The organism is Streptomyces sp. P3 (genome assembly GCF_003032475.1).
GTDB lineage: Bacteria > Actinomycetota > Actinomycetes > Streptomycetales > Streptomycetaceae > Streptomyces.
The window spans coordinates 2,258,073-2,270,424 of record NZ_CP028369.1; the positions used below are offsets into that span (position 1 = coordinate 2,258,073).

At 75.3% G+C, this 12,352-nt stretch carries 11 protein-coding genes; 6 read left to right on the forward strand and 5 right to left on the reverse strand.

Features of this window, described 5'->3' with window-relative positions:
* Positions 1–72: 72 nt before the first annotated feature.
* The gene (locus C6376_RS10120) at positions 73–855 is read right to left on the reverse strand and encodes an alpha/beta fold hydrolase (protein WP_107443121.1); all 783 of its coding nucleotides are present in this window, start codon (positions 853–855) and stop codon (positions 73–75) included.
* Positions 856–981: 126 nt separating this feature from the next.
* On the opposite strand from C6376_RS10120, the gene C6376_RS10125 reads away from it, so the two are divergent.
* Complete coding sequence (locus C6376_RS10125; RefSeq protein WP_107443122.1) at positions 982–2,355, forward strand: PLP-dependent aminotransferase family protein; 1,374 nt, start codon at positions 982–984, stop codon at positions 2,353–2,355.
* 346 nt (positions 2,356–2,701) lie between these two features.
* Here C6376_RS10125 and C6376_RS10130 read toward each other — a convergent pair whose 3' ends face one another.
* A complete protein-coding gene (locus tag C6376_RS10130) occupies positions 2,702–3,622 on the reverse strand; it encodes a hypothetical protein (RefSeq protein WP_107443123.1) in 921 nt (306 codons plus the stop codon).
* A gap of 133 nt (positions 3,623–3,755) precedes the next feature.
* Here C6376_RS10130 and C6376_RS10135 point away from each other — a divergent pair, with 133 nt between their 5' ends.
* Positions 3,756–4,289 (forward strand): hypothetical protein, encoded by a 534-nt coding sequence (locus C6376_RS10135; protein ID WP_107443124.1) that lies wholly within the window; start codon positions 3,756–3,758, stop codon positions 4,287–4,289.
* Between the two features lie 84 nt (positions 4,290–4,373).
* Here the strand turns inward: C6376_RS10135 and C6376_RS10140 are convergent, their stop codons facing one another.
* Entirely contained in the window at positions 4,374–4,820 is a 447-nt protein-coding gene (locus C6376_RS10140; protein ID WP_107443125.1) for a hypothetical protein, read from the reverse strand.
* A 277-nt stretch (positions 4,821–5,097) separates the two neighbouring features.
* Between C6376_RS10140 and C6376_RS46365 the strand changes: the two genes are divergently transcribed.
* A complete protein-coding gene (locus tag C6376_RS46365) occupies positions 5,098–6,858 on the forward strand; it encodes a hypothetical protein (protein WP_107448872.1) in 1,761 nt (586 codons plus the stop codon).
* Positions 6,859–6,882: 24 nt separating this feature from the next.
* Here C6376_RS46365 and C6376_RS10150 read toward each other — a convergent pair whose 3' ends face one another.
* The gene (locus tag C6376_RS10150; protein WP_107443126.1) at positions 6,883–7,077 is read right to left on the reverse strand and encodes a hypothetical protein; all 195 of its coding nucleotides are present in this window, start codon (positions 7,075–7,077) and stop codon (positions 6,883–6,885) included.
* Between the two features lie 131 nt (positions 7,078–7,208).
* On the opposite strand from C6376_RS10150, the gene C6376_RS10155 reads away from it, so the two are divergent.
* Both C6376_RS10155 and C6376_RS10160 read left to right on the forward strand, forming a co-directional pair.
* Positions 7,209–8,552, forward strand: coding sequence for a helix-turn-helix transcriptional regulator (locus C6376_RS10155; protein ID WP_107443127.1), 1,344 nt, complete (start codon positions 7,209–7,211; stop codon positions 8,550–8,552).
* A 231-nt stretch (positions 8,553–8,783) separates the two neighbouring features.
* Positions 8,784–9,512, forward strand: coding sequence for a GAF and ANTAR domain-containing protein (locus C6376_RS10160; protein WP_107443128.1), 729 nt, complete (start codon positions 8,784–8,786; stop codon positions 9,510–9,512).
* 265 nt (positions 9,513–9,777) lie between these two features.
* Here the strand turns inward: C6376_RS10160 and C6376_RS10165 are convergent, their stop codons facing one another.
* Positions 9,778–10,575, reverse strand: a complete 798-nt coding sequence (locus C6376_RS10165; protein WP_107443129.1) for a hypothetical protein — start codon at positions 10,573–10,575, stop codon at positions 9,778–9,780.
* Between the two features lie 357 nt (positions 10,576–10,932).
* Here C6376_RS10165 and thrS point away from each other — a divergent pair, with 357 nt between their 5' ends.
* Entirely contained in the window at positions 10,933–12,282 is a 1,350-nt protein-coding gene (gene thrS, locus C6376_RS10170; RefSeq protein WP_107443130.1) for a threonine--tRNA ligase, read from the forward strand.
* Positions 12,283–12,352: the final 70 nt, after the last annotated feature.

Consider the following 12,352-nt stretch of genomic DNA (forward strand, 5'->3'; position numbering starts at 1 on the left):
GACGAGTGCCGAGACGAGGCCGGGGGCGAGCGTCGGGGCGACGGTGGGGGCGAGTGCCGCGGCGATGCGGGGCTACGGCTCCACGGTCGCCAGGAATCGTGCCAGGACCTCGTTGAACTCCGTCGGCCGTTCCAGGTTCGGCAGGTGGGCGGCGCCCCCGACGACGTGCAGCTCGGAGTGCGGGAGCAGGGCGTGCATCGCCTCCGCGTCCGACACCGGCGTGTACGCGTCGTCCTCGCCGACCACGACCAGGGCGGGCACGGCGACCCGGGTCAGCAGGGGCCGGTAGTCGGGGCGTTCGGCCCGGCCGCGCAGGGCCGCCGCGGCGCCCTCCGGGTCGGTGGACGTCATCATGCGGTGGACGTGCGCCTTTACCTCGGGGTGCGCGGTGGGGGCGACCATCTTCTCCAGCACCTCGTTCGCGTAGCCGCGCATGCCCTCGGCGAGCAGACGGTCCGCCATGTCGTTGCGCGCCAGCCGACCGCCGGTGGTCTCCGGGGCGGGGGAGGTGTCGGCCAGGACCAGGCCGCGGACGCGGTCGCCGAAGCGGGCGCAGCACTCCATCGCGATCTGGCCGCCCATCGACAGACCGGCCAGGACGAAGGTCTCCGCCTTCAGGTCGTCGAGCAGTTCCTCCAGGTCCTCGGCGAAGCGGGAGAGCGGGGTGACTCCGGGGACCACCGGGGACGCGCCGTAGCCGCGCAGGTCGGGGGCGATCACCCGGCGGGAGGAGGAGAACGCCTCGATCTGCGGGGCCCACATGGTGCGGTCGAAGGGGTGGCCGTGGACGAGGACGAGGGGGAGCGCCTGAGGCGTATCCGCTCCTTTGTCCTCGTATGCGAGGAAGGGTGCCATGCGGCGACGGTAGGTCGGTCCCGCCGCTCGGTGCAATAAGATCTTTGCTCTCGGTGCAATGAGAGCCTGCGGCGTCGATGGCGTCATCGGCTCGCCGGCGCCCTCTCGAGGAAGGTCCGTGTTCCGATGACCGACTTCCGGTCGATCGCCGACCGCATCGCCGACGACATCGCCGCCGGACGGCTGCGTCCCGGCCAACGGCTGCCCCCGCAGCGGTGGTTCGCCCGACGGCACCGCATCGCGCCGTCGACGGCCGGGCGGGTGTACGGCGAACTCGTGCGGCGCGGGCTGGTGGTGGGCGAGGTGGGACGGGGCACCTTCGTGCGGGCCGCGCCGCCGCCCGCGCAGGGGCGGGCGCTGGTCGAGACGGCCACCGTCGCACCCGTCAACCTCGAGCTCAACTACCCTTCCGCGCCCGGCCAGTCGGAACTGCTCGCCCCGGTGCTCGCGCCGCTGCTGCGGCCCGACGTGCTGGCCGAGGCGCTGGGTCCGGGCGCCGCCGACGGCACGCCGGCCGCCCGCGAGGCCGCCGCCCGGCTGCTCGCCGTCCCCGGCTGGCGGCCGGAGCCGGACCGGTTCCTCTTCACGGGCAACGCCCGCCAGGCCATCGCCGCCGCGCTCGCCTCGCTGGTCCGGCCGGGCGGCCGGGTCGGGGTGGAGGAGCTGACGTATCCGCTGGTCAAGGAGATCGCCGCGCGGCTGGGCGTGGTGCTCGTGCCGCTCGACGGAGACGCGGAAGGCGTGCGGCCCGACGCGATCGCCGCCGCCCACCGCACGGCTCCCCTCTCCGCGCTCTACCTCCAGCCGACGCTCCACAACCCGACGTCCTCGACCACGGGCGAGGGTCGCAGGCGTGAACTCGGGCTGCTCGCGGTCGGGTTGGGGCTGCCCGTCGTCGAGGACCGCATCTGGTCCTTCCTGCACCCGGACGCCGTGCCGCTCGCCGTACACGCACCCGGGCTCGTCCACGTGGTGGACGGGCTGTCCAAACGGGTCGCGCCGGGACTGGCCGTCGGCTTCCTCGTCGTGCCGGAGCACCGGACCCGGGAGGTGGCGGCCGCGGTCCGGTCCGGCGGGTGGAGCGCGGGGCGGTTCGCCGTGGAGGCGGCCGTGCGGTGGGCGCGGGAGGGCGTGGTGCGGCAGCTCGTCGAGCGCAAGCGGGAAGACGCCGCACGTCGGCAGGCGATCCTCGGCGAGCACCTCGACGGGTTCGCCGTCCGCACCGATCCACATGCCTACTACGCCTGGTGGGAGCTGCCCGCGCCGTGGCGGGCGGACGCCTTCACGGCCGCGGCCGCCGCCCACGGCATCGCCGTCACCCCCGGCACCGCCTTCGCGGTGGACCCGCACCGCACCCCGGACGCCGTCCGGCTCGGACTCGCCTCGCCCCCGGAGCGGGAACTCGCGCGGGCGCTGCGGGTGCTGGCCGGCGTCGCGGCGGGCGGTCCTGCGGCGGGCGGTCCTGGGGCGGGCCGTCCTGCGGCGAGCGGGATGGGCTGAGCCGGACCGAACCGAGTCGGATCGAACCGGACTGACCCGACCCGACCCGAATCGAACCGGATCGAACCGGATCGGATCGGATCGGATCGGGCTTGGCCGGACGGGATACCGGACCGGCGGGTTGCCGGAGCGGACGGGTTACGGGACCGGAAGGGATACCGGACCGGACGGGTTACCGGACCGGACCGGCCTGCCGCGGACGTGTCCGTCCCCGGCCCGCGGCTCGAACGTCGCCGCGAGCCGCGTCGCCCTGCCCGTGCCGCCCCGGTGCGGGTTTCCGCGCGTGCGCGTCGCCCCGCGCCGTGTCGCCCTCCGGTCGGGGCAGGGCCCACTACGCCCCGGGTGGTCACACCCTGACGTGTGTCGGCTCCGGAGGCGGTGCCGGGGCGGACGTCGTGGCGGGGGCCACGGGGTGTCGCCGGTGTCGCAGGAGACGGGCCAGGGGGGATTCGGGGCGGCTGAGCCAGGTCGCGGCGGCCACCGTCAGGCCCAGCGCCAGCAGCAGCCAGGAGGCCGTGCGCAGGGTGGCGGTGAGGGCGTCGTAGACCGCGCCGGCGGCCGGCCGGTGCGCCTCGTCGGGGAGGTCGTCGAGGGTCAGACGGCGGCCGAGGGCGATCGCGAGGCCGAGGAACGCGCCGCCGAGCGCGGTGCCGAGGGCGGTCGCCGTGACGGCCCGGCGGCGGCAGGACGCCACCGCGATGCCCGACACGCCGAACACGACGGCCGCCAGAGGCAGCCAGAAGCCTGCGATGTCGAGCACGTGGTAGCCCCTCCGGAGTGCGGCCAGGTCGTGGGACGGGAGCAGTGCCACCTGCGTGTGCTCGACGGGGATCCGTGCGGCGAACGACACGTGATCCAGCGTCAGTCGCTGCTTGAGGGGCGTGGTGACGGTCGCCAGGTCCACGGTGACGGGACGTCCGTCGCGGCCGGCCCGGTCGTCCTGGAGCGCCCGCATGACCGCCGTGTGCGCCGCCTCGTTGCCCGCGTCCCACGCGGTGCGGTAGGCGCGGGTCGCGGTGAACGAGCGGAACGCGTCGCGCAGGAAGAGCGGGTTCATCCCGGCCTCGCGCGCCATTTCGTCGCTCACCGTGTCGGCGACGGCGTCCCGGACGCCGGGGTCGGAGGCCAGCGGCGCCATCGTGGTGACGTAACTGCGCGTGTCGGTGAGGCCGTACGCGACCCAGGCCGCGAGTGCGCCGAACGGCACGAGCAGGCAGCACAGGGCGATGAGGGCGGCCGAGAGAGCGGTCCGCAGGCTTCGGGACACGCCTTCAGGCAACGGGCCCGGGGTGGGGAGCGCGAGCCCATGACGGCCGTACGGGTGGCGTCCCGGTCATGCCCTCCGGTGGAGGGTTCACCCGAACGGGTGTTTCCTGGTTCTGGGGAGAAGGAGGCCGATCATGCGCACCACTGTGGCCCTGCGGACCCTTGCCGCGGCCCTGCTCGCCGGCGGCTCCCTCGCCGTCGCGACGAGCGGCGCCACCGCCGCGCCGGCCCCGCCCACCAGCGGCGGCGGCGACGATCCGGTTCGGGGCACCGTCGTCTCGCGTACCGAGCTGAACGTGCGACAGGAACCCACGGCCCACGCGCCGGTCGTGGCGGCGCTCGCGCCCGGCAGCCAGGACCTGGTGCAGTGCAGGGTCAAGGGCCAGAGCGTGAACGGCGACCCGGACTGGTACTGGCTCTACGGCGCCCAGGGCTGGGCGAGCGCCGCCTTCGTGGACGTCGGTCGCGCTCACGTGCCCGACTGCGCCGACCCGTGCCCGCGGTGGAAGGACGGCGACTGGACGAACTGGGACGACCCGTTCACCGACAGTTCGTTCAGTGTGTCGGGCTCCGGGTCGTTCAGCTTCTCCGGCACCTGGAGCTTCAGTGCCTCCGGGACGTCAGAAGCCTCGTCGGACGGCTGGGAGTGGGTACCGGCCGGCCGATGAGTGGAGGGATGAGGGAAGACCCGGGCCCCGGCGGAACACCGCCGGGGCCCGGGCGCGAGTGTGTCCGCCCCTCCTGCGGACCTCCTAGCGGATGCGGTTTCCGTCCACGTCCTCGCGCGTGTAGAAGCGGAAGAACAGCGCCGCGAAGGTGGACGCCGCCACCGCCAGCGCCCAGCCGGTCGACCGCAGCACACTCGCGCCGGTCTCGCTGTACAGGAAGCCGAAGGCGCAGCCGGCGAACACCGCCCACAGCAGGGCGTGCAGTTCGCGCCGCAACCGCGGGGCGACGGCGTGCACCCCCGTCCAGAGCGCCGCGAACGCGAACGCGCTCACGAAGCCGAGCAGGAGGTTCCAGCCGGTGATGGGGCCTCCGGCGCGGTTGTTGGCCGCGACCCAGTAGCCGTAGACGAGACCCAGTCCCACGGCTGTCGTCCATTCCGCGGCCCGGTGGGTCCGTTCGCTGAATACGTCGGGTGTGCGGGTCGGTGCCGACCGGGTCCGTACGCCTGACGCGGGTGCCGCATGAGCCATGAGAGGACTCCTCTCTCCTCGCCCCTGCCTTCCAGGGCACACCTGGCCGGGAGCGGTGGCAAGTCGGGTGCACGGAGTACGTGCGCCGGGCCGTGCGCCGGACCGGCGCGCCGGACTGCAGGCCGGCTCCCGTGCCGGGCCGGGCCTGCCGGTCCGCGGCGGGCGACGAAGGCCCCGTATGGGGAGGTTTGCAGTCCTGAGGCCCCCCTTCGCAGCAGCAGCGGTTACGGTGCTGAGGTACGTGATCGACAGGGGAGGGGACATGCGGGAGGGGACCATGCCCGGAACCGTGCTGCTGCTCGCGGCCTCGCCCAGGGGCAAGGGGTGTCTGGTCGACGCGGCCTCCGTGCTCCCCGTGCTGGCGGCCGTGCCGCCTCCCGTGCTGGCCGGCGCCGACACCGCGAACGTCGTCGAACTCGCCGATCCGCTGGAGCCGCAGGCCGTGCTCACCCGGCTGCGGGCCGCCGCGGCCGCACCGGGCCCGCTGACCCTGTTCGTGGCGGGGCAGCTGCAGCTCGACCGGCGGCAGCGGCTGCCGCATCTGGCGCTCGCCCGGACGACGCCCTCCACCGTGCGCTACACCGGGTTCCCCTGGCACTGGTTCCGGGAGGAGCTGCGGCTGCGGGCGGCCGGGTCCACGACGGCCGTGCTCGATCTCCGCGCGGACCCGGAAACCTGGCAGTGGCTGCGCGCCAACCCGCTGGACTGCGGGCCCGCCACCGCCGTCTACGGACGGATCGGGCCGCCACCGGGCCGGCGGGAGGTCGCCGCGCCGACGTACATGAAGGCGGTGGCGACGATACTGCGCAGCGGGGGCCGTCCGGCGATCGAACGGCTGCACCAGGCGGCGCTGACCCGGATCGCCGGGGACGGTGAGGTCGGCGACCTGGTGCTCTCGGGTTCAGCCTCCCCGGTAGCCCCGGTAGCCCCGGTAGCCCCGGTCCCAGGGGGCCCGGTCGTGCCAGGGGGCCCGGTCGCGCCGGTCGCCCCGGAGAGCGGGGTCCGGCCCACGTCCTTCGTCGCGCCGCCGGCCACTGCTGTCCCCGCAGCCCCCGGTGTTCCCGCAGTCCCCCGCGTACCGGCTGGTTCCGTCGTCCCCGCCGCGCCGGTGGGCTCGGTCGCCCTGGCGGGCTCCGCCGTGCCTGTCGCCCCCGCCGTGCCTGTCGTTCCGGTGGGCTCGGTCGCGCCGGTCGGCTCGGTCGCGCCGGGCACCCCGGGGCTGCCCGTCGGCTCTGCCGCGCCCGTCTCCGGCACGCCCGCCGACTCGGCTGTAGCCACCGCCTCGGCCGGACCGGCGGCACACCCGGTGCCCGCCGCTTCCGCGTCCGCCGCGCCCGCCGACTCGGCTGTGCCCACTGCCTCCGCCTCCGTCGTGCCCGAGCCCGTCCGCTCTGTTCACGCCGGGTCACACGTGTCCGTGGTGCCCGCCGCCGTCGCCCCTGCACCGCAGGCCGCCGCACCGCAGGCCGTACCCCCCGTCCCCGCCGCGCACGTCGAGCTCCGGGTGCCCACAGCCCCAGCGACCGTGTCCCCCGCGACCCCCCGCCCCCGGATGCCCTCCCCGGTGCCCGGTGGGGAGGGGCAGTCCCGGGGTGGGCGGGAGAGGCGCGACCTCGATCCGCACGCCGCCATCTCCACCGCCGTCCGGTCCGGACGGCACGCCGACGCGGACGTTCTCGCCGCGGGGCTGGAGCACGCAGCCGCCGCGTCGTACGGGTCCGGGTCCGAGGAGGCGTTGCACTGGGCCGAGGTGCGCGCGGACCTGGCGATGTTCGCGGGGGACGCCGAGCGCAGCTGCCGTACCTGGATGACGGTCGCCTTCGCCCGGCTGGAAGCCGGGCAGTCGGCCGACGCGCCCGCCGTGGAGGCGGCGGCCGACCGGGCGCACCACCAGTGGGGGCGGATCCCCGACGTGGCGCGGGCCCGGGCGCTGGGGCGGGCGATCGCGGAGTTGCGGGCCCGGGTCCCGGGCCGGCGTGAGGGTGCGCTGGACCACGTCCAGCGACAGTTGCGGCAGCTGCAGACGACCCCTGGGTGAACCGCTTCTCGCCCGGCCCCGGTGTCAGCGGTGGTCGGCCGCGTCCTGCTGGGCCGTCGACGGGGACGGAGCCGTGTCGGTGGTGGCGGCCGGGCCCGCGTTGGCGGCGGCGACCAGGGCGGTGACGGTCAGCAGTGCGGCCGCGAGGGCTCTCGCATAGGGCGCGGAGGGGCGTGCGGAGGGGCGTGCCGAAGGGTGCGCGGAGGGAGTTCCGGACACGGCTACCTCGCAACGTCGGCGACTGCGATACTCACGTCAGCACGCGGTTAAGCGTGCTTAACTCGCTGTTTAACCTAGGGGCTGGGATGCTCCGACGGCAAGAGGCGCAAAGGCGCTCGGGGGAGCCGGGAGTGGTGGAGCGGGACGAACCGGAGGTCGTCGGACGCCGGGTGCAACGGTTGCGCGTCGAGCGGGGACTGACCCAGCGCCAGCTGGCCGAGCCTACCTACACCCCCGCTTATGTCTCCACGCTGGAGGCGGGCCGGGTGCGGCCCTCCGACGAGGCGCTGAAGCACCTCGCCGGGCGGCTCGGCGTCGACTTCGAGGAACTGGCGACCGGCCGGCCCGCACGCCTCGTCACCGATCTGCGGCTGCGGCTCACCGAGGCCCAGCACGCGCTGGCCACCGGGGAGGCCGAGGAGGCGGCGCGGCGGTACCGCGCGCTGCTCACGGAGGCCGAGCAGCACGGGCTGGACGAGGAGCAGGCCGCCGCGCTGCTCGGGCTCGGCGAGTGCGGGATCGACACCGGGGACCTGGACGCGGCCCGCGACTTCTTCGAGCGGGCCGAGCGCTGTCTCGCCGGCGCCTCGCTGCCCGCGCGCGTCCCCGCCCTGCGCGGCCGCGCCGTCGCCCACTACCTCGCCGGCGAACTGCGGTACGCCGTCTACCTGCTGGAGTCCACCCTCGACGAGCTCAACCGGGGCGGACTGCACGACCCTGACGCTCTCCTGCTCCTCTATGCCTCGGTCATCGGCCCGTACATGGACATGGGGGCGGCGGCCCGTGCGGCGCAGGCGGCCGAGTTCGCCCTGGCGCTCGCGCCGCAGGTCGCCGACCCCGCGCTGGTCGCCCGGATGCACCGGTCGGTGGCCCGTACGCTGCTCGCCGAGGGGCGTCTCGCGGAGGCCGACGCCTCGCTGGCCAAGGCCGCCGAGCTGTACCGCCGGCTCCAACTGCGCACCGAACTCGCCGGCTGTCACTGGATGCGCGGCCACGTCCATGCCCAGAACGGTGAACTGGAGCGCGCCGAGGGCGAGTTGAGGCAGGCCCAGGCCATGCTCCCGGCGCAGCGCGCCGCCCTCCACCGCAGTCAGGTCGCCGTCGAGCTGGCCGACGTGCTGCACCGCCGTGGCAGGTCGGAGGAGGCCGCCGCGCTGCTGAGGGAGGTCCTCGACGACCTCTCCCCCGAGCGTGGCGCCGTGCACGCGGCCGGCGCCCACCGCCTCCTCGGCATCATCGCCGAGGACGTCCGGGACACGGAGGCGGCCGAGGAGCACTATGTGCGCGCGCTCGGCCTGCTGGAGCGCGCGGGTGCGGCAGGCGACCTCGCCGACCTGTGCCGGATGCTGGGGGACCTGCTGCGCCGCACGGGGCGGGTGGAGGCGGCCCTCGACGCGTACCGCACGGGCCTCGGCCACCGCACGTCGCCCGGGACGACGACGCTGGGCCCCGCCCCGGCACAGCCACCCCTGTAGCTCCTCGCCCGCTCGCCTCCTCGCCCGCCCGCTTCCTGCCCCCGCTTCCTGGTTCTCCCGCTTCCTGGTCCTTCAGCTTCTTGGTCCTCCCGCCCTGCCGCCTCCCGGCTCCCCCGCCGGTCGGCCCCGCGGCTCCGAGTTTTCGCAGTGTGCCCGGGGTACTCGGCGGGCGGAGCACGTGCCGGGCGGACGGCCGGCCGGGCGGGCGGCCCGGCGGACGGAGGTGACGGCGTGACCGACCAGGAGTGGGACCGGATCGTCGGCGTCGTCGCCCGGGAGACGAGCGACGCCGACGCCCAGGACGTACCGCAGCGGCTGTGCGACGCCGTGCTGAAGCTGCTGCCGGTGAGCGGCGCGAGCGTGTCGCTGCGCGGCGAGGGGATGCCGGTGCCGCTGGGAGCGAGTGGGGAGAGCGCGGCGTACGTGCTGGAGATGGAGGTCACGCTGGGGGACGGGCCCGGTCTGGAGGCCGCCGAGACCGGAGTCGTGGTGGTCGCTCCCGACCTGACCTCGAGGCGGGACGCAGGCCGCTGGCCGGTGTTCGCGCAGCAGGCGGCGGCCGCCGGGGTCCGGTCGGTGTACGCGCTGCCGCTGGGCGACCGCGCGGTGTGCGTGGGCACGCTCGACCTCTACCGTGACGTTCCCGGCGAGCTCGCCGTCGGGGAGGTGCGCACCGCCCGGGTGGTGGCCGACGTCGTGACGGCGGCGCTGCTGGCGCTGCCCCGGGACGAGCAGGCCGGCCCGGGCGGCGACGAGGGCCTCTGGCTCAGCCCGCTGGCCACCGACCACGGCGAGGTGTACCAGGCCGTCGGCATGCTGATGGCCCAGCTCGGCGTCCCCGCGGACGAGGCGCTGGCGCTCCTGCGGGGGCACGCCTTCGCGGGGGACCGCACGGTGCTGGAACTCGCGCACGACGTGGTCGAGCACCGCACCCGGTTCGACGACGACCCGGACTTCTGAGCGGATCACCGCCCCGGAGCGCCCATCGCGCCCCACCCGGCTCGCAGCCCGCTCTTCTCTGTTTGCTCCCTGCTCCCTGCTCCCAGCTTTCTGCGCCCTGCTCCCTGCTTGCTTCCGGCCTGCCGGCAGCTTCGCTCCCGCCCACTCCCGGCTTGCCGCCCGCCTGCTCCACGCTTCCTCGCAGCCCGCTCCCGGCCCGGCTTGGAGTCCGGTCCCCCGCGCGATCCGGCTGCTCCCGCATGGTCCCGCTTGCTCCCCGCCCTGGTCAGATCCGCACCTGCCCCTGCTTCCTGACGTCCTCCAGCCGGCGTACGCCCAGCTGTACGGCCGCCTGGGTCGCGGCGTTGGGGGCGTCGTCGAGACCGCCGTTGGTGAGGGCGAAGGCGTCCTCACCGGCCCGTACGGCGGCGACGTCCAGGGTGAGCACCGTCGGGTCGCCGCCGGCGCTCTCCCCGGCGTTCTCGCCTGCGCCCGCCCAGCGCGTCAGCGTGACCCGCAGGCCCTGCCGCACGTCGCCCACCTCCGGCAGGGGCAGCTCGGAGACCTGCACGTCCAGCACGGCGTCGTCGGCCGCCTTGGCGGTGAACCGGGCGCACGTCTGCGGCAGCGTCCTCAGCCGGGCCAGGCTGTGGTCCACGTCCGTCGGGCGGCTGCCGGTGAGCTGGTAGCGGAGCTGGGCGCCGGAGTCCGGATCGTCGAGCGCGACGACCGCGCGGACCGGTCCGCCGAGCAGCTCGTCGGCGTAGAGGTCGTCGAGGAGCCGCTGGCAGTCGGCGGGCGACGCCGTCACCTTGAGCATCCCGTCCCGCCAGGTCGCGGCGCCGCGGGTCGGGGTCCAGGGCGCGCCGAGGTCCCGATCGGTGATGAGGGCGGCCTGCGCCTGAGCCTTGGTCAGTCCCTTCGAGGCGGCCGGCGCGGACGGCTTCGCCGACGACCGCTCGACGGTGGGGGTGGCCGGAGCGGCGGTCGGCGGATGCTCCAGGCCGAGGGTGGCGCAGCCCGAGGTGAGGGCGGTGACGGCGGTGAGGAGGAGCGTGGAGGCCAGGAGAGGAGGGCGGGTCATCGGGGGTGCCTCCAGGGGTGGGCGCGGGCGCCGGGGCCGGCGACGGCGCCCGCGCCGGGCGAGCCGGGGTGCTTTCTCCCACGTCAGCATCGGTGCAGCGGGGTGACCAGCGCGGCGGTCCGTACGGGTTACCGGCGTTGGTGCGGGCGGGTGGGCGGCGGTGGGAAAAGGGATGGCGTGCCGTGATCCGCCGTTGTTACCGTGGCCGGCATGAAGCGCGCCCAGCCGTCCCTCACGACGACGCCGGAGACCGTCCCGGCGCGCTGAAACACGACTGGATGTCCGAAGCCCCGGGGTGAGTGCCCCGGGGCTTTCGCGTTCCCGGTTCCTCGCCCCGCCCCGAGCGAGGGAGCCCCCATGAACGACCACCACTCCGCCCCCGGCCACCGCCCCGACCGCGGCCACCACCCCGACACCGGTCACGCCTTTGGGCACCGCCCCGACCCCGGGCACGGTCCGGAAAGGGACGGCGAGAGCCCCGACCCGGGTCAGGACCGGGACCACCGCCGTCTCGGCCGCGCGCTCGGCCTGTTCGACACCGACCCCCTGATCGGGGCCGGCCTGCCGTACTGGCTGCCGGACGGGGCGATCGTCCGGCACACCCTGGAGGAGTACGTCCGGGAGACCGAACGGGCCGCCGGCTACCGACATGTGTACTCGCCGGTCCTCGGCAAACGAGAGCTGTACGAGATCTCCGGTCACTGGGCGCACTACAGCGAGGACATGTTCCCGCCGATGGAGCTGGGCGCCGAGGAGGTCGTCCTACGGCCCAGCCTCTGTCCGCACCATGCGCTCATCTACCGCTCGCGTTCCCGTAGCTACCGTGAACTACCTTTGCGTATCGCCGAGTTGGGCGGCATGTATCGCTCGGAGCCGTCCGGGGTGCTGGGCGGGCTGACCCGTGTGCGGGCCATCCAGCTCAACGACGCGCATGTGTTCTGCACCCTGGAGCAGGCGGTCGACGAGGCCCGCGCGGCGCTCGGCCTGATCGCCCGCGCCTACGCCGACCTGGGCATCCGCGCCTCCCGTCACCGGCTGTCGCTGCCCGGCGAGGGCGGCAAGTACGTGGCTGACCCGGAGCTGTGGCGGCGGGCCACCGCGCTGCTCAGGGAGGTCCTGGCCGGCGCCGGCGTGGCCTACGAGGAAGCGGAGGGCGAGGCCGCCTTCTACGGCCCGAAGATCGACGTGCAGATCACCGACCGCGCCGGCCGCGAGGCGACCCTCTCCACCGTGCAGATCGACTTCCACCAGCCCGAACGGTTCGACCTCCACTACGTCGGCGCCGACGGGGCGAGGCACCGCCCGGTGATGGTGCACCGCAGCGTCGTCGGCAGTGTGGAACGGGTCGTCGCCCACCTGATCGAGGAGCACGGCGGGGCGTTCCCGGTCTGGCTGGCGCCGGTGCAGCTGGTCGTGCTGCCGGTGTCGCAGGCGCAGCGGGAGGCGGCGGCGGAGCTGGTGGGCCGGGCGTCGGCCGCCGGGTTGCGGGCGGAACTCGCGGGTCCCGAGCAGGGCAGCCTGGGCGCGCGGGTGCGGGCGGCGCGGCTCGCGCCGTACCAGGCGGTGATCGGGGAGCGGGAGGCCCGCGCGGAGCGGGCCGCCCTGCGGCTGCGCGACGGCCGCCGGCCCGGTGAGCTGCCCGTCGGCGACCTGGTCGGGCGGATCGTCGAGCGGGCGGCGGCGCGCGGTACCGCCCTGTGGGAGTGAGCGCTCCCGCATAGGGTCGTGGTGGACGACCGTGGTGCGGAAGGAGTCCCTGGTGACCGAGGCGAACAAG

Excerpts from the sequence above, each read along its gene's own strand:
- C6376_RS10120 (WP_107443121.1), bottom strand. The coding sequence starts at position 855 with ATGGCACCCTTCCTCGCATACGAGGACAAAGGAGCGGATACGCCTCAG.
- C6376_RS10125 (WP_107443122.1), top strand. The coding sequence starts at position 982 with ATGACCGACTTCCGGTCGATCGCCGACCGCATCGCCGACGACATCGCC.
- C6376_RS10135 (WP_107443124.1), top strand. The coding sequence starts at position 3,756 with ATGCGCACCACTGTGGCCCTGCGGACCCTTGCCGCGGCCCTGCTCGCC.
- C6376_RS10140 (WP_107443125.1), bottom strand. The coding sequence starts at position 4,820 with ATGGCTCATGCGGCACCCGCGTCAGGCGTACGGACCCGGTCGGCACCG.
- C6376_RS46365 (WP_107448872.1), top strand. The coding sequence starts at position 5,098 with ATGCCCGGAACCGTGCTGCTGCTCGCGGCCTCGCCCAGGGGCAAGGGG.
- C6376_RS10165 (WP_107443129.1), bottom strand. The coding sequence starts at position 10,575 with ATGACCCGCCCTCCTCTCCTGGCCTCCACGCTCCTCCTCACCGCCGTC.
- thrS (WP_107443130.1), top strand. The coding sequence starts at position 10,933 with ATGAACGACCACCACTCCGCCCCCGGCCACCGCCCCGACCGCGGCCAC.